Raw genomic sequence first — 17,115 nt, forward strand, 5'->3', positions numbered from 1 at the left:
ATGAAGAACATGACCCGATACACCGGCCTCATTGCCATCCTGGCCGCAGCACAATGCATCATCGCGGAAGACACGGTCCAGATCCTCACCACGGGCCTGCACCATGGCGACGAAGTCACCGCCGAGTCGGGTCCCGACTGGTGGGGTATCTTCCCGGAGGGCGACGGCTTCACGCTCCAGCAGGCCCCGGTGACCATCACCATCGAACACGACGCAATTGTGGACGAGGAAGGCCAGGCCACGGGCAAGCTGGTCAAGGTCCCGCAGGAAGCGGAGCCGGTGCTGCTGGTGCATGGGGTCAAGGGACTGAAAGAGGGGCGGCTCGACGCGGCAAATACGGAGTCGCTGCCGCGCATGTTGTATCCCGGCCAAGCCGGCACTATAACGATGGATGGCAAGAAAGAGGGCCCCTGCCTCGGTCTGACTGCCTTGGGCGAGGCCAGGGGAGAGTCGGAGTATCGCGAAGTCGGTTTGTACAATTACCAAATCAAGATTTACTGCGACGGAAAGAGGCAGGTGTTGGAGACCATCCCCGAACTTAAGGAGGAAGCCGACCCGCGCCTGGTGTGGGCGGGTGATCTTGATCGGGACGGCAAGATAGACCTTCTTTTTGACGCCACATCGCACTACAACGTGACCCACCTCATTCTCTACCTCTCCAGCGCCGCAAAGGAAGGCGAGCTCGTGGGCAAGGTCGCCGAATGGACGACCGTTGGCTGCTGATAGCATGGCGTTGGGAAGATTTCGTCCGGGCGCCAACCCCGGCGTTGATGCTTGTTGATCGCGCATCCACTTGCTACACTCTTGTTGGTAACCATTCACGGGATCACATAGGGACTGACGCGCCCAGGCATCGGGTGTTGAAGTTCGTGATGCTGTTCTCAAGAGGACTACTTCAAGGGAATTGCACCGGGAAGGGCGTGGCTGTCCCGTCGTCTGGGAAATGCACGCGATCCGCCAACACGTGCCCAGGCCGCGACACTGCCCCTGAATACGGGCGTTTTGATTGCACCGAGTGCGCTCGGGCCACGACGGGACAGCCACGGACTTTGCAGTGAATCGTGCTCGGCAGAGAGCACCTTCAGGTTGATGACGTTTTTGCCACCACGGCAATCGGGTCCGCGTCAGTCCCTGTGCGATCCCGTGAACGGTTACCGCTTCTGGACAGCAACACCCCTTTTCCCAACCAAGGACGCGCCCATGAAACGCCATTCTCATGCCCCCCTCAGCCGCCGCTCTTTCATCCGCCGCTCCCTGGGGGCCGGGGCCGCGTTGGGCGCATTGACGGGGCCGCAGATTCTTTCTTTTGCCCAGGGCGATATGACCCTGCGCGCGGGCGAGGCGACGGTGGATTCCACGCCGCCGAAGGGCATCGAGTTGGCCGGCTTTCACTACCCCATCGGCGGAAACCCGCGCTTTATCACCGATATCCGCCAGCCCACAGCCGTGCGCGCGCTGGTGTTGCAGCAGAACCTGACCCAGGTCGCCATTTTGTCCATCGACATCCTCGCGGTGACCACGCCCATGGCGGAACGGGTGCAAAAGGCGGTCGAGGCGAAGACGGGTATCCCCGCAGCCAACGTGCGCCTCTGCGCGACCCACACCCACTCCATGCCCACCTTTGCCTACCTGCGCCAGTGGGGCACTGTGCCGGAGGAGTACATGAAGTTGGTGGAGGAGAAATGCCTGGAGGCCGTGACCCAGGCCCAGGCGGACTGCGCGGCGGCGGTGATGTTCACCGGCGGGAGCCCGGCCGAGGGCGGCAACTTCAACCGCACTATCAAGACACCCGCCAAGACGGACGGGGATTTTGCGGCGGAGTCCACGGACGACGAGCGATGGCTGGACACGCTGCTGCAGGTGCTCTATTTCGAGCGGGCCGAAGGCAAGCCCGGCATTCTGTGGTATCACTTCTCCTCCCATCCCGTGTGCTACGGCGACGGCCTGGCGGGGCCGGACTGGCCCGGTCTGGTGGCGAATCGGGTCAAGGAAAACTTCAAGATGACGCCCTCCTTTCTTCAGGGACACGCGGGTGATGTCAACCCCGGCGACGGCGTGAAATGGATCGGCCAGGCGGAACCTTCGGCCAATGCGGTCTTCACCGCGATTGATCGCGCGATGACGAAGCTGGAGAAAGTGGACGTGGACGTGCTGCGCGCCATGACCCGACCCTTCGACATGCCCCTCGACATCGCACTGTACAATCAGTGGCTGAAGGAATATGAAGCCGCGCCGGAGAAGTGCAACAACGGCAACTGGGTGGACGCGGGCTTTGCGAAGGACTGGTATGAGGCCAGCCGGGCCAAGGCCTGGACAAGCCCCACGCTCGCGGCGCCCATCAGTTGCATCCAGCTCGGCAACACGGCCCTGGCCTTCCACGCCTCCGAGCTGTACAGTTTCTACGGCCTCGATATCCGCCACAAGTCGCCCTTTGAAAACACCCTCGTCGTGGGGTACGCTGATGGCGCCCTCGGCTATGTGACGGATCCCAAATCCTACGATCCGGCCGACGGCGGAAACTACGGCGCGGTGGTGGTGCCGAAGATTCTCGATATTCCCCCTTTCACCCGGGAAACCGGGCGCGCCCTGGCGGCGGGCATCGGCTCGCTCCTGCGCGACACCGCCGTGTAATCGCCCGGCATCAGAACGGTACTACGAGGAATCCCCATGATTTTCCTGGCCTTTATCCTGCTCATCACCTGCGGCGCCCTGGGCTTCATTTACTGGCAGATCCAGAAGACTACGGCGCTCACCACACCCTCCGAAGTACTCGCCTACCACGCGGAAGAGCGCAAGTATTTCGCGGAGATTCACTCGCCGACGGTCTCGGAACTGGCGGAGGCGCTCCGTGCCAATGGCTTTGATGACGTGGCCAGCGCGGCCGAGAACGCGTCCAGGCCCTGCTTCAGGCTGGTTCCCGCCGCGGAAGAAGATGTAAGCCCACGCAGCCGCCTGGGCGGCGCGCCCGACCTGCCCGACATCGCCCTCTGGCCCGTCTGGGAGGGCGTACCCCTCGCCTTTCTGGGGCAGATTGATCTGGCGGAACTCGCCGAACTGAACCCCGACACGCCCCTGCCGAAGGAAGGACTCCTGTCCTTCTTCTACGACGCCGACCAGCGCACCTGGGGCTTCAGGCCCGAAGATCGCGAAAGCTGGCGGGTGCTCTATTTCCCCCAGCCCTTTGAACCGGCAGCCATCAACGAATGGCCCGCCGGCCTGCCCGAGCAGGGCTGCTACCCCCTGGCTTCCATGTTCATCGAAAGCGGCGAGTCCCTGCCCGATGACCTGATCGACGATTACCTCGACGGAAAGAGCCCGCGCGAAGCGGCCATGCTTGAAGACATCATGGATCAATACCAGCAGTGTTACGAGGGCGCGGCCCACCAGGTCCTCGGCTACCCTTATACCATTCAGGGCGACATGCGCCTCGAATGCCAGCTCGTCAGCAACGGCCTTTACTGTGGCGACGAAACGGGCTATAAAGATCCCCGCGCAAAAGATCTGGAGCCCGGCGCCGCCGACTGGCGCCTGCTCTTCCAGCTCGACTCCGACGATCGCGCCGGCATGATGTGGGGCGATATGGGCACACTCTATTTCTGGATCAAAGATCAGGATCTCGCGGCGAAGCGCTTCGATCAGGTGTGGATGGTATTGCAGTGCGCGTGAGGCGGGCTATCCTTCAATCCGCGCTACACCCGAATCCCCATCCACTTCGATCATAGCCCCCGTCGTAATCCGCTCCGTCGCCTCTGGCACACCAATCACCAGCGGTATCCCATATTCCCGTGCGATAATTGCCGCGTGGGACAGCAGCCCGCCCCGCTCGATCACGAGACCCGCCACGTGACGCAGCACCGGGGTCCAGGCGGGATCCAGGCAGGGCAGCACGAGCACACACCCTTCGGGCAAATGCTCCGGCAGGGCATTCAACTGTTGGAAGACCTGGGCCCGACCCCGGGCCACGCCGGGTGAAGCGCCCACACCTCGAAGCACCGTGGCGGTCGAGTCGTCGCCATCCTGTTTCCACCGTCCAAGGTGAGTCGGTCGCCGCACGGGCACGTTGATGCGGTGCTCACGCCTGCGCTGAGCGATGCGGACCGGGTCGGGTGCACGCCCCGCGGTCATGGCCTGTCGTAGTTCGTCCCACGTGAGCCACCAGATCAGCGTGCTCGCTTCAAGCAGGCCTTTCGCCTCCAGGGCGCGGCCCGCGCTCAGCAACAGCGCACGCTGGCGCGCGAGAATACGCTCCCAGTGGAATCGCTGCTCCTCGCGCATTTCCAGCAGGCGTGCGAGGACGTTCCGGGTCTGGGACGATATGGTCGGGAGCGATGCCGCCAACTCCGGCTGTGGCGCCACGCCCGCGAAGGGCGCAATCTCGGCCCAGGTCGGCGCGGCATAGTCCAGCGATGCGGATCGATGGCCGAAGGCGCGCAAGAACGCCGCCACGGCGGCCTGATCGCCGACGGAGACGGCCTCGCGGGCGGCATTGGCCTCGGCCGTCACCAACCGCACCTGCCCGTGCAGCCGCTGGCGCAGGCGCTCCCGCAGCGCGCGGGGCAGCGGACGCGTCAGCATCAGGAAGGCGTTGAAGGCATAGTCCGCCAGCACTATGCTCCAGCGGTGGAGGCACAGAAATTCTTCGGTCAATGCATCCAGTTCTTCCCAGGCCGCATACCACCCCGCCACGTCGTCGGCGAAGGGCTCGGGGATCGCGGCCAGACGTGCGCCCAGGTCATCGCGAAACCGATCCCAGGCGCGGAGGTTGCCCAGCACGCGCCTGCGCTCGCGCCAGAGCACGGGGACTCCGGTCCACAACAAACCGGGACCCGGCAGGCGACCCGGCGCTCTGCCTTCGGGATAGAGCTGGCGCAGGTCGGGCGTGAGCAGCCACGCGGGCAGATTGCGCAGGAGCCGATGGTACGCCTCCAGGGACACGTAGACCTGCCCGCCAAAATCGAAGGTCAGGGGCGTCGGCACGGCGATGCCCCGCAACTGAAGCGCCTCTTCAATACCGGTGCGCACGATGAGGGGCAGCAGCGTGGTCCTTGTGACGGGGTGGATGGGCTCATGGAATCGCTGATCGAGAAACCATGATGTGGCGGGCACGGGCGGGCGCAGCGAAGGTGCCAGCGCGAGGCGCGTGATGGGTCGGGCCTGAAGGAGCCAGAGCCCCGCAGTGTCCGCGGCCCATTCGATGTCCAGCGCGGCGTCGAAATTCTCTTCCAGCTTGATCAGCCAGCCGAGTAACGCCGCGACGAGTTTTTCATCCAGTTGATCCGGTCCGTGCGCACCCGTTTCGACCTGCGCGATCGCACCGCGCTCCATATCCACTTCGAAGCGGCTGGGTGTCGCGGTGCCATCCACCAGCGCGCCGCAATCCCCGTGGACCGCCTCGATAAGCACCCGATCATAACGCGCGCGGCCGGGATGGGCGGAGAATGCGACACCCGAGAGGATGGGCGTAATGCGGCGCTGGAGAATGACCGCCATGGCGCTCGGGCTTTTGTCGCTGCGGTAGGTCGAGGCCCGCGCAGTGCGTGCGCTCTTGAGCACAGCATCGATCGCCTCGGGGAGTTCCGCCGCGCATGCGCAGAACAAGGTTTCATAGATCCCGGCGGCGGAAGCGGCGGACTGATCTTCCCCCAGCCCGGAGGAGCGCACCGCCAGGCCTTCGCCATTGGGGCTTAACTCCGCGAAGAGGGCGTCGAGCGCCAGGCGGGTTTCAGTGGCATTTGAATGGAGTTGGATCACCGCGTCCGCCGGCAGCACCACCCACGGCGGCACCGGGGCCCCAGCCGAGTGGAGCCGCAGCAGACCAGCGGCCTTCCCGCCGATGGCCATCGGAGGCTCACCATCAAGATCCTCGGGTTTTTTGAAGAGCGCGTGATCCAAGGTGCCCTGGAATTCTGGCGGCGATGCCGCCGCGGGATGGGTCTTATGGGTCTTATGGGTCTTATGGGTCTTATGGGTCTTATGGGTCGTATGGGTCGTGTGAGTCGTACGGGTCGTACGGGTCGTATGAGTCGTATGTGTCGTATGTGTCGTATGTGTCGTATGAGTCGCAAGGGCCCGCGTAGTTTCGCGGCCGCGCACGGTCAACTATCAACTATCAACTACTTTCCGCTTCCCCAAGATATCATAGAGCACGATTCCGAAGGCATTGGCCACGTTGATGCTGTTCTTGTAGCCGTGCATGGGGATTTTCACCACGTGGTCGCAGCGGGCGATGTTGCGCTCGTGGATGCCGTTGACCTCGTTGCCGAAGACGATGGCGACGGGGCTGGGCCACTGAAACTCGTGCATGTCTTCCGCGCCTTCGGCCACTTCGATGGCGACAATGGGAATACCCTGTTCCCGCAACGCCGCCAGGCAATCCTTGGTGCGCTCGTAGTAGGTCCAGGGCACATAGGCAAAGGCGCCGAGGGCCGTCTTTTCCAGTTTCTTATGGGGCGGGTGGGCCGACATGCCGCACAGGTGAATATGCGCCACGGCGCCCGCGTCGCAGGTGCGGAAGATGGAGCCTACATTAAAGGCGCTCCGCAGGTTGTCCAGCACCACATGCACCGGGTTGCGCGGTATGGGCGCGAGGTTGGCAATGTCGATATCGGCGTAGTGGGGTTCCAGTTCGGCCATGATGGGGAATATCCTCAGGGGTGAGCCAGGGTTTGTGTTTCTCTGAAAGTGCCGGAGCGGGGTATCTCGAATGGCAAGGCGGCCATCATTTACTTGGGGACTTACCCCCCTGCCCCCCCGCAAGCGGGGGGGAACCAGGAAGTTCACTTCGACAATCAAGGTCCCCCCCGCTTGCGGGGGGGTAGGGGGGGTAAAATCCACCAAGCTTCAATGTCTACTGAAGACGCGAAGTGTCAAAGGAGATTGTCCCCGCAAACTCGCGACGGGCGTCCGCCACCACCAAACAAAAACCGGCCTTCCCGCGAAGGAGAAGGCCGGCATAGAATTTACATCGCGTATTACGGATTGGCCGGGGCCGTCTCCGCCGCCGGGGCGGGAGCGGGCTCAGCGGGTGCTTCCGCGCCCGTGGCCGGGGTCACACCGGATTCCGCAGCGGGGTTCGCCGGCGTCTCGGTGGCCGTGGTGTCGTCGCGGCCGATGATCGCGTCGTAGACCTTCTGATCGATGCTCCAGTCCACGCGCTCCAGTTCGCGTTCACGCAGGTCCTTCAGGTAGTCCTGCAGAAGCTGCATGCCGGCCATCTGGCGACGCTGGTCGCGCAAGGCCTTGCCTTCTTCGTCCCACTTGGCCTTCGCCTCTTCCGTGGGTTCTTCGCGCTTGGTGAGGGCGATGAGGTAGGAAGCACCGAGGAAGTCCGTGAGGGGACCGGCCAGTTCGTTCTCCGCCTTGCCTTCCAGCGCGGCGTAGATGTCCTGGGTCTGGAGGTAGATCTGCTGCTGGAACAGGAACTCGCTCTTGGAGAAGGGGGCGGTCTCCTTGATTTCGAGGTTCAGGTCGGGGAACTTCTCCTTGACCTCGTCCAGCGTCTTCGCCTGGGCCTTGATCTCGTTGGCCAGGGCCGTAATCTCCGCCTTGTAGGCCTCGCCCTGCTTGCGCTCGGCAATCACGTCGTCCGTCACCTGGGTGCGGACTTCTTCCAGCGCCGGAATCGCGCCTTCGGTGGTCAGCACGGCTTCGGCCACATAAAGGTTTTCGCTCGCGGTGATAACGGGGAATTCGAAGGGCTGCTTGTTGAACTTCTTCATGCCCTCTTCATCCACCACGCGGCGGAACTGGAACGCATCGACCCGGGGAATACCATTGATATCCGGGGACTCCACCGAGAAACCTTCGGCGAGGCTGGTCTTGTAACCCAGCGCCTCGGCGGCCTTGGAAAGGTTGCCCAACTCTTTCGCCTTCGCCGAGAGCTCCTGGGCCTTCAGCTCCAGCGCGGACTTGGCGTCCGCGGGAAGTTCAACTTTGATGTAGATGTGGCGGGCAAAAATTTCGCGCACCTGAGGCGTCGCGGCGGGGGCCGCTTCCGCTGGGGCGGCCGCGGGATCGGCGGGGGCAGGCGTTTCCGCCGGGGCCGCTTCGCCACCCGTCATGCGCTCGTCTTCCACCTTGTAAATATAGAAGCCACCGGGGCCGCGCACCGGCTCACTCACACCGCCCTTGGCCAATGCGAAGAGCGGCTTGCGATAGTCCAGTTCGGTCGGGCGCTCGGAGATCCAGCCCAGCTCGCCCCCGTTTTTTGTCTCCAATTCGGAATACTGGTCCGCCAGGGCCGCAAAATCCTCGCCGGCCTGGGCCTTCGTCAGTACTTCCTTCACCTTGTCATTCGGCTCGGCCAGCAGGGACAGGGCCACAAACTCAGCCGTATGGGTCGCGGGCTTCTGATAGCGCGCCTTATTCGCCTCGTAGTACGCCGCGATCTCTTCTTCCGTGGGCACCACGGGCTTTTCGATCTTCGCATACTCCATCTGGATTTTGGTGGCGTTGTCTTTCAGTTCCTGCTCGATGTCCTTGTCGAGAACGCGGTTGGCCGCCGCAAGCACGGTCTCCATATAGACCTGGCGGGACACCTGCTCCTGAACACCGGCGAAGACTTCGTCCCACTTAATGCCCTCGTTGTTGGTTACCCAGGCATTGTAGCGTGCGGGGATAAAGGTGCCCGCGTCATCCTTGAAGCTGGGATCGTCGCGCAGACGCTCTTCGAGGAGGGGCTGGTCCACTTTGAACTTGCGCTTCTGCTCCTCGCGCTTGATCAGCGCGGAGGCCAGCATTTCCTGCATCACTTCGCCCGCGATACCCTGCTCTTCAAGCTGGAGGTAGGTGGGCTGCTCGCCGCCCCTGGCGTTGCGCCGGGCCGCCATCTCCAGATTGCGCCGGAACTCGGACGCCATGATTGGAATGCCGGCCACCTTGGCCAGCTCCACGTCCATGCCCTGATCCATGCCCGGATTGGACGTGGGTACGCCGAAGAACAACATGGGCAGGCCGATAGCGACAAACATGAATATGAGCATGGCCCGCTTGTGATCTCGAAAGATATGCACCGAAAAAAACCTCCAATGTAAGTAAACAGGCCGCGATGGGACCCGACCGGCATGAAACGGCCCTGGGCCGCTGGATTCACAACTTGGTAAACCTGACGAATTTAGCACATGCCGGTCAATGGGTGCAAATAACCCCTGTAAAATGCACGGGTTAGATGCCAAGCACCCCCGCAATGTGCTACACTCGGGCTTCTGCCGATTTCGTCGCCGGCCCGGCCATCGCCCCCGCCGCGGACCGGCTGGAGGTACCCCTGTGACACATGCCGGAAGCGAAGACGCGATTGATCTCCTCGCCGTGGGCGCCGGGCCCGCCGCCCTGGTGGCCCTGCGTGAAGCCCAGCGCGCGGGCCTGCGTGCAATCGCCATCGACAAGGGCCCGGTCTGTGGCGCCCTGCTCAAACACCCGACCTACATGCGCTGGTTCTCCACCTTCGACAAGCTGGAACTCTGCGGTTTTCCCCTGCTGATCGACGAGAAAAACCCGACACGCCGGGAGTACCTCCGCTATTGCCGCGCCTTTGTAAGGTATTTCGGACTTGATGTGGTCACTTATCACGAAGTGACCCGGATCGAAGAATCGGACGGCGTCTTCCACGTCACCGCCCGGGACCTTTTTGGCCGGGAACAGCACTGGATCGCCCGCAACGTGGTGCTCGCGACGGGGTTCTACGACAGTCCCCGTCCCTTGGGCATTCCCGGCGGCGATTTACCGAAGGTGAGCCACCGCTATAAGGAATCCCACTACTACGCCGACCACAGAGTCTTGATCATCGGCGCCGGCTCCTCCGCCGCCGAAGTCGCCCTCGAACTCTACCGCGACGGCGCGGATGTCACCGTGGCCATGCGGGGAGACCGCTTCCACACGAAATATTGGGTGGAGCCGGATATCGAGAACCGCATCAAGGAAGGCTCCATTCAGGCCTGGCGCAATTGCGAAGTCCTCGAGATTGGCATGGATGACGTCACGCTCCGCACGGATACCGGCGAGATTGTGCGCGTTGCCAATGATTTCGTGCTCGCCATGACGGGCTATGAGCCCGACACGGCGCTGCTTGAGAGCACCGGGGCCATCGTGGACCGGGCCACCGGAAAGCCCGTGCTGGACGAGGCCCACGAGACGACCGTGCCGGGTATCTTCGTGGCCGGTACCTTGTGCGCCGGCTGCGAATCGAATGTCGTATTTGTGGAAAACAGCCGCGAGCATGGCCCCGCCATCGTTCGCAGGATACAGGCCCGGAACGCCATGGCGGTTCCGGCAGGCACCCGGGAGTAGACCCATGCGCTGGCATATCATCGAGGGGGAAGCGGGGTGTGAATTTGCGGTCGCACACAAGTGCACCGCCATTATCGTGGACGCCCTCCGGGCCAGCGCCACCGCCGCCATGCTCTGCCATCACGGCGCCAAATCCATTCTGGCCGTGCGCGAGGTGGAGGAAGCCCTTCGTGCAAAGGACATTCATTCCGGCGCGCTGCTGTTTGGCGAACGCGGCGGCCTGCCCCCCCAGGGCTTCGACTATGGGAACAGCCCCCAGGATGCGAGCCACGCCCGGGGCCGAAGCGTCATCTTCACCACCACCACCGGCGCGGGGCGCCTCGTCTCCGCCTGGGGCGCCCACGCGGTGCTCATGGGCACGACCATCAACGCTTCCGCCGTCGCCCGCGCGGCGGCCGGCCTGGAGCATGACGTGGTCATCATCCCCGCCGGATTCGCCGGCGATCCCGAATTCGACGCCCAGGAAGACTGGTGCGCCTCCACCGCCATCGCCATGAAGGCCGGTGTAAACATCGGCGAAGGCCGCGCGACCTTCGAAGCCTGGCGCGACCGTATTGACAGCGACGGGATCGAGGCTATCTTCGCAGGATCGCCCCACGCCGCTAAACTGCGGAAAATCGGTATGGAGTCGGACATCAACTGGTGTGCCCAGGTCGACGTGACCCATGCCGTGCCCCAGGGCGTGGCCCGGACCGACCTGGGTGTGGTGCTGGAAGCGATGGAAATCTGACCGGAGTTTCGAATTAAAGAGGAATTTCACCTGTTTGAATGTCCATATAATCAGGCGACATACTTGGCAGCGTGAGTCGAGTGAAAGGCAAGGAATATGGAATGGGACGAAATAGATCGCGCTTCCTTTTCTGTCTGCGATATCGGCGACGAAGGTAGTGACTTGTCGTACTGGTTGGGGCGACCTCCAGAGGAACGGCTCGCGGCGGTCGAATTTATGAGGCGGATAATGTATGGCTATGATTCCACTTCCGCGCGAATGGAACGAATTCTTGAGATTGATGATCTCAAATGAGGTTTGATGGGGACTTCCCTACCACTTCTAGACGGAAAGGCTTCGAAGCTCGTCTGAATCTCGCCCTGCGCATACCCTTTTCGCTATACTAACGGGCTATTGTAAGCTAGTCCCCCTATTTTCCCCGAGGTGCCTCCCGTGAATCCCTTTTCCAGTCTTATTCCGCCGATCCTGGCCGCCTTTCCCGAGTTGTCCGCCGATGATTTCTCTTTCGGCGTGCCCCCGAAGCTCGAACTCGGGGATGTGGCCATTCCCCTCTTCATTCCGGCGAAGAAACTGCAGACTCCGCCGCCGAAATTGGCCGCGGAAATCGTGGCAAAGGCTGTTTTTGGGCCGGAAGTGCTGGAAGCAAAGCCGGCGGGCCCCTACCTGAACCTCAAGCTCGATCGCGGGGCCTTCGCCCGGAAGATCGTGGGTGATGTGCTCGAAGCGGGGGACGCCTTCGGCGCCAATGGCATCGGCCAGGGCAAGAAAGTGGTGCTGGAGCACACCAGCATTAACCCGAACGCAAGTCCCCACGTGGGCCGGGCACGGAACGCCATGATCGGCGACAGCCTGGCGCGGCTTTTCCGCTTCGAGGGCCACGATGTGGAAGTGCACTACTACGTGAACGACATGGGCCGCCAGATCGGCCTGCTTGTGCTGATTGCGGAGGAACTGAAGAACCTGACCTTCGACCAGATCCTGGACGCCTATGTGGCCGCCAACGAGCGGGCGAAGGAAGACGAGGCATTTGCCCAGGCCGGTTATGAACTGCTTGCGAAAATGGAGCAGGGCGACCCGGAAACGCAAAAGAAATTCACTGCGGTAACCGACCTGTGCCTGAAGGGCCAGTTGGAAGTACTCCACCGCCTTGGCGGCACCTATGATGTCTTTGACCACGAATCCAAGTATGTGAAAGACTCCCGCCTCGACGAAATCGTGGAAAAGCTCAAGGAAAAGGACGCGGTCTTCATCGACGAAGATCAGCGGCTCGTGGTGGACCTCTCCAAGCTCGGCTATACCCAGGAAGAGGGCCGCTATTTTGTACTCCTTCGGGGCAACGGCAGCTCCATGTACGGCTTCCGCGATCTAGCCTATACCCTGGACAAGGAAGCCCTCGGCGCGGACATCAACATGATGGTCCTCGGCGAAGATCACAAACTCTACGCCCAGCAGCTTGCGCTCATCCTCGAAGCGGCGGGCCACCCCGCGCCGGAGCCGATTTACTACTCCTACATCCTGCTCAAGAGCGGCAAAATGTCCACCCGGCAGGGCAAGGTCGTGCTGCTGTCCGACTTCCTCGACGAAGCGGCGGGCCTGGCCCACGAGCGCGTCGTGGAGCAGTGCAAGGATCTCTCCCCCGAAGAGCAGCGTGCCATCGCCGAGCAGGTCGCCGTCGCCGCCATTCGCTTCAGCGTGCTTCGGGTTACGCCGAACAAGAACGTGATCTTCGACATGGAAGAGAACATGAAGTTCGTCGGCGACACGGGCCCCTACGTGCAGTATTCCTGCGCGCGCATCAACTCCATCATGCGCAAACACGATGCCGAAGTGTCCAGCACCCCCGCCGACGTATTCCCCGTCACCGCCGACGCCGAGTGGGCGCTCCTCACCAAGATCGCCGACTTTTCCAGCGTCGTCGCCAGCGGACTAAACCAGCGCACCTGCGCGCCCATCGCAAACTACACCCTCGAGCTCGCGCGCTTGTTTTCGAGCTTCTACAACGACTGCCCCGTGCTCAAGGCGGAAAACGAGGCCCTCGTCACCGCGCGGCTCCAGATCTGCAAGGCAACGCTCCAGACCCTAAAGAACGCCCTGGGCATTTTGGGCATCGCCGCGCCAGAACGCATGTAGGGACGGACCCGCGCTTAAGCGTCGCCTGATAACGCAAAGAACGCAATACAGCAAAGGCCGATTGTCTTTAGCGGCATTTGTTCGATGCGCGGGCCTGTCCCAGCGGATGTGGAGCGACGATTCGATGCAGCACCAAAAGGTCCCTTCGTAGTTCCACTGGATGCGGGAAGGTGGCCTCGTACAAGGCTCAGTGGGGGACGCCATCCCCATTCAGGAACGTCCCGATGCCTCGGCAATGGGATGAACTACAATGGCATCTGCCCGCTTTCGCACGAGGCTCAGGTCGTAGTTCATCTGCAGGCGCAACCATCCATCGGCGGTACCCCAGCCCATTTTTTCCAGGCGAACGGACATCTCGGGTGATATCCCTGACTTTTCGTTGAGCAGGTTGTTCAATGTTTGTCGTGCCACCCCCAGGGCTTTGGCGCCATCGGACACGGTAATCCCCAAGGGTTCGAGACAATTGACTCGCACGTGCCGTCCCGGATGGGGTGGGTTCTTCATTGGCATGTTCTGCGACTCCCTTAGTGATAATCCACCAGATCGATTTCCAAGGCAAGGCCGCCCTCGAAACGAAATATGATGCGCCAGTTTTCTGAGACGGCAACGGCGTAGTGTTCCCGAAGACTCCCGCGAAGTTCGTGTAACCTGTAACCCGGTTGGCGCATGTGCTCGATTGACTCAGCGGCATCCAAGTCGGCAAGAATCAATTCAACCCTGGCCAGCAAGTATGGGTTGACCTTACTGACATCACCGTGTTCTTAGAGGCGCTTCAGCCCCTTGTGTTTGAAGCTACCGACCATACCCTAGTCTACCTTAGACAATTGTCACTTGTCAGATCGACTCAAGAAAAATCCGGCGCGGCGGACCGCAAAGGTCTCGTGAGACCTTTTCGACCCACCGCGCCGGTCAAGGCGCAGTTGGTTTTTATTACAGCGAAGCCAGCAGTGCTTCCACGTCGGCTTTCGCATCCGTGCCCACGGGCTTGAGGTTGTAGTTCTTCTGGAGCAGCGCCAGCACGTTGGGCGTGACGAAGGCGGGCAGGTTCGGGCCGAGGTGGATGTTGTGCACATCCAGATACAGCAGGGTCAGCAGCACGGCCACGGCCTTCTGTTCGAACCAGCTAATCATCAGCGTGAGGGGCAGGTCGTTCACGCCGCATTCGAAGGCTTTCGCCAGCGCCAGCGCCACCTGGATCGCGCCGTAGGCGTCGTTGCACTGGCCCATGTCGAGGAAGCGCGGCAGGCCCGCCACGGTACCGTAGTCATAGTCGCGGATGCGGAACTTGCCGCAGCCGAGGGTAAGCACCAGAGAGTCCATGGGCGTGGCGTGTGCGAAATCGGCGTAGTAGTTGCGCCCCGGCTCGGCGCCGTCGCAGCCGCCGATGAGGAAGACGTGGCGGATGTCGCCGCCCTTGAAGGCCTGCACCAGCGTGTCGGCGTGGTTGAGAATCTGGGTGTAGTGGAAGCCGATCGTGGTCTTCTTCAGTTCGGTGGGCTTCAGCGGACCGATTTCCAGCGCGCGCTTGATGATGGGCGTGTAGTCGTTGTCGGTGATGCGCATGGCGCCGGGAACGGCCGTGGTGCGGGTGGTGTAGAAGCGGTCGAGGTAGGTATTGGAGTCCCAGGGAATCAGCACGCAGTTGGTGGTGCCCAGGATGGGTCCGCCGAAGCGCTCAAATTCCACGCGCTGCTTTTGCCACGCCGAGCCGAAGTGGCCCTTGAGGTGGGGATATTTCTTCAGGCCCGGGTAGCTGTGGCCGGGAAGCATTTCGCCGTGGGTGTACACATTCACGCCCGCGTTGTTGGCCTGCTCCAGCAGATCTTTCAGGTCCATCAGGTCGTGACCGGTGATCAGAATGCCGGGGCCTTCCTGGATACCTTCGGTCACTTCGGTGGGTTCTGGAATGCCGAAATTCTCCACGTGACCATCGTTCAGAAGCTGCATGGTCTTCAGATTCATCCGCCCGCATTCCAGCGCCATCTCCACCAGCGTCATCAGGTCGAAGTTCACGTTGGTCATCGTGGCAAAAAGCGCCTCTTCGATGAAAGCCTCCACTTCGGGGTCGGTCTTGCCCAGGCGCCGCGCGTGGTGCTTGTATGCCGCCATGCCTTTCAGTCCATAGAGCAAAATCTTCTGTACGGACTCGACGTCCGCGTCCTTTCCGCAGATACCGCGATCGACGCAGCCTGTCCCGCGAAAGGTTTGTTCACATTGGTCGCAATGCATGGTGGCCATAAATCCGGTCCTTTTCTTGACGCCCGAGGGGCTGTTAAAGATATATTTGCAATAAATGTTACTCCTCTTCCGGATTTTTTGCAACCGGTATGCTTAACAGGCGCATGCGGCATCGGGCAGGTGGCAGGCAAAGAAAAACCCCGATCCGGGGATCGGGGTTATGCCACATTCAAATCGGCGCGGTCACTTCTCGATATAAAAGTCCTGAAAGCGATGGTAGCCCAGCAGATTGGGCACATAACCTTTTACTTCCGGCGCCTGGAGATACTTCCGGGTGTAGAAGTAAATCGGGACGATGGGCAGATCGTCCAGAATGATGTCTTCCGCCTGCTTTAACATGGCGAAGCGTTTGGCGGTGTCCGGCTCCGCGTAGGCCTGCTGGATGAGCGCGTCGTAAGCCGGGTTGGCGTAGCCCGTGCGGTTGTTGCCGCCGTCGGTAAGCCACATTTCCAGGAAGTTCATGGGGTCCATGACGTCGCCGATCCAGGCGGCGCGGGCAAGATCGTAGTCCAGGCTGTTGGTGCTGTCGAGGTAGACCTTCCAGTCCTGATTCAAGAGTCGCACTTCCAGGCCGAGGTGTTTCCGCCACATCTGCTGCATGACTTCGGCAATTTTCTTGTGTTGCTCGGAGGTGTTGTACAGAATCTCCACAGGCGGAAGCCCCTTGCCGTCGGGATAACCGGCCTCGGCCAGCAGCGCCTTCGCTTTTTCCGGATTGAACTCCAGGCGGGGCGTTCCCTCATAGCCGGGAATGCCCGGGGGCACATAGCTCGTTGCGGCCGTCTGACCGCCCTTGGTCACGTTGCGGGCCAGTTCCTCTCGATCCGTCGCCAGCGACAGCGCCTGGCGAACACGCTTGTCGTTGAAGGGGGGGCGTGTGGTGTTGAGGCGATAGAAATAAACACCGAGATACGGGTCGATATGAATAAGTCCCGGGTCCTTTTCCTGATACTCCGCAATCTTGTGCTCCGGCACGTCGCCGGTCAACTGAATCTTGCCGGAGCGAAAACTGCGCTCCTCCGTGCTGATATCGTCGATGGGATAAAACTCGATACCGTCAAGCCGAACCTTGTCGCGCTCCCAGTAGTGCTCATTGCGCGCCACCCGGATGATTTCATTCGGGCTCCATTCCGTAAGGCGGAAGGGGCCATTGCCCACGTGATTCCCGCCCCGTGTCCAGGGTGTGCCGCGCTGGTCCATCGCGCCGTGCGCCTCGATCGTGGCTTGATGCACCGGAAACCAGGCCTGGTGAATCTGCATCGCCAGCAGATACGGTGTGGGAAACTCCAGCGTCAGCTCCAGCGTATGATCGTCGATCGCCTTGGCGCCCACTTCGTCAAAACTCGCAATCGTGCCCTGATTAAAGGCTTTCGCATTTTTCAGGCAAAAAAGCAGGTAGGCGTAGTCCGCCGCGAGCGCCGGGCTCAGCATGCGCTTGTAACTGTAGATAAAATCCTTCGCCGTCACCGGATCGCCATTGGACCACTTGCCATCGGCCCGCAATTTGAAGGTGTAGACCAGCTTGTCTTCCGAAATGGTCCACGACTCTGCCGCAGCGGGCAGGGGCTCGAAGGTTGCCGGGTCGACGCCGGTGAGCCCATCAAACAACGAAGCCAGCACACGATGTTCCGGCACGCCCGTCACCAGATGGGGGTCGAGATCCTTCACCTCGGCGTTGATGTTAATTCGGAGTACCTTCCCCGAATCCGCCGCCGAGCCGGACTCCCCGCCCT

The 17,115-nt window shown here is 61.7% G+C and carries 12 protein-coding genes and 1 pseudogene; 6 read left to right on the forward strand and 7 right to left on the reverse strand.

Translation table 11 applies throughout. The features are described from left to right. Positions 1-9 precede the first annotated feature (9 nt). From JNK74_04350 to JNK74_04360, 3 genes are all read left to right on the forward strand, one after another. Complete coding sequence (locus JNK74_04350) at positions 10-723, forward strand: hypothetical protein (GenBank protein ID MBL7645406.1); 714 nt, start codon at positions 10-12, stop codon at positions 721-723. Positions 724-1,200: 477 nt separating this feature from the next. Then, positions 1,201-2,631 (forward strand): hypothetical protein, encoded by a 1,431-nt coding sequence (locus tag JNK74_04355; GenBank protein MBL7645407.1) that lies wholly within the window; start codon positions 1,201-1,203, stop codon positions 2,629-2,631. A 36-nt stretch (positions 2,632-2,667) separates the two neighbouring features. Continuing rightward, positions 2,668-3,666, forward strand: coding sequence for a DUF1963 domain-containing protein (locus JNK74_04360; GenBank protein MBL7645408.1), 999 nt, complete (start codon positions 2,668-2,670; stop codon positions 3,664-3,666). A gap of 6 nt (positions 3,667-3,672) precedes the next feature. Here the strand turns inward: JNK74_04360 and JNK74_04365 are convergent, their stop codons facing one another. The 3 genes from JNK74_04365 to JNK74_04375 form a co-directional block, all read right to left on the reverse strand. Continuing rightward, a complete protein-coding gene (locus JNK74_04365) occupies positions 3,673-5,892 on the reverse strand; it encodes a hypothetical protein (protein MBL7645409.1) in 2,220 nt (739 codons plus the stop codon). 210 nt (positions 5,893-6,102) lie between these two features. Continuing rightward, on the reverse strand, positions 6,103-6,633 hold the full coding sequence (locus JNK74_04370; GenBank protein MBL7645410.1) for an RNA methyltransferase: 531 nt from the start codon (positions 6,631-6,633) through the stop codon (positions 6,103-6,105). A gap of 338 nt (positions 6,634-6,971) precedes the next feature. Next, complete coding sequence (locus JNK74_04375) at positions 6,972-9,011, reverse strand: SurA N-terminal domain-containing protein (protein ID MBL7645411.1); 2,040 nt, start codon at positions 9,009-9,011, stop codon at positions 6,972-6,974. Between the two features lie 253 nt (positions 9,012-9,264). On the opposite strand from JNK74_04375, the gene JNK74_04380 reads away from it, so the two are divergent. The 3 genes from JNK74_04380 (at position 9,265) to argS (ending at position 13,144) form a co-directional block, all read left to right on the forward strand. Continuing rightward, positions 9,265-10,284 carry an NAD(P)-binding domain-containing protein gene (locus tag JNK74_04380; GenBank protein MBL7645412.1) on the forward strand — a complete coding sequence of 340 codons (1,020 nt, stop codon included), beginning with the start codon at positions 9,265-9,267 and terminating at the stop codon, positions 10,282-10,284. 4 nt (positions 10,285-10,288) lie between these two features. Then, a complete protein-coding gene (locus tag JNK74_04385) occupies positions 10,289-11,014 on the forward strand; it encodes a 2-phosphosulfolactate phosphatase (GenBank protein ID MBL7645413.1) in 726 nt (241 codons plus the stop codon). 432 nt (positions 11,015-11,446) lie between these two features. Then, positions 11,447-13,144, forward strand: a complete 1,698-nt coding sequence (argS, locus tag JNK74_04390) for an arginine--tRNA ligase (protein ID MBL7645414.1) — start codon at positions 11,447-11,449, stop codon at positions 13,142-13,144. Positions 13,145-13,354: 210 nt separating this feature from the next. Here the strand turns inward: argS and JNK74_04395 are convergent, their stop codons facing one another. The 4 genes and pseudogenes from JNK74_04395 to JNK74_04410 form a co-directional block, all read right to left on the reverse strand. Then, positions 13,355-13,654, reverse strand: a complete 300-nt coding sequence (locus JNK74_04395; protein ID MBL7645415.1) for a HigA family addiction module antidote protein — start codon at positions 13,652-13,654, stop codon at positions 13,355-13,357. A 14-nt stretch (positions 13,655-13,668) separates the two neighbouring features. Then, positions 13,669-13,947, reverse strand: a pseudogene (locus JNK74_04400) (type II toxin-antitoxin system RelE/ParE family toxin). A 127-nt stretch (positions 13,948-14,074) separates the two neighbouring features. Next, positions 14,075-15,373, reverse strand: coding sequence for a hydroxylamine reductase (hcp, locus tag JNK74_04405; protein MBL7645416.1), 1,299 nt, complete (start codon positions 15,371-15,373; stop codon positions 14,075-14,077). A 192-nt stretch (positions 15,374-15,565) separates the two neighbouring features. Further along, on the reverse strand, positions 15,566-17,068 hold the full coding sequence (locus JNK74_04410; GenBank protein MBL7645417.1) for a peptide ABC transporter substrate-binding protein: 1,503 nt from the start codon (positions 17,066-17,068) through the stop codon (positions 15,566-15,568). Between the last annotated feature and the right edge of the window lie 47 nt (positions 17,069-17,115).

The sequence above is a fragment of the Candidatus Hydrogenedentota bacterium genome (assembly GCA_016791475.1).
Classification (GTDB): domain Bacteria; phylum Hydrogenedentota; class Hydrogenedentia; order Hydrogenedentales; family JAEUWI01; genus JAEUWI01.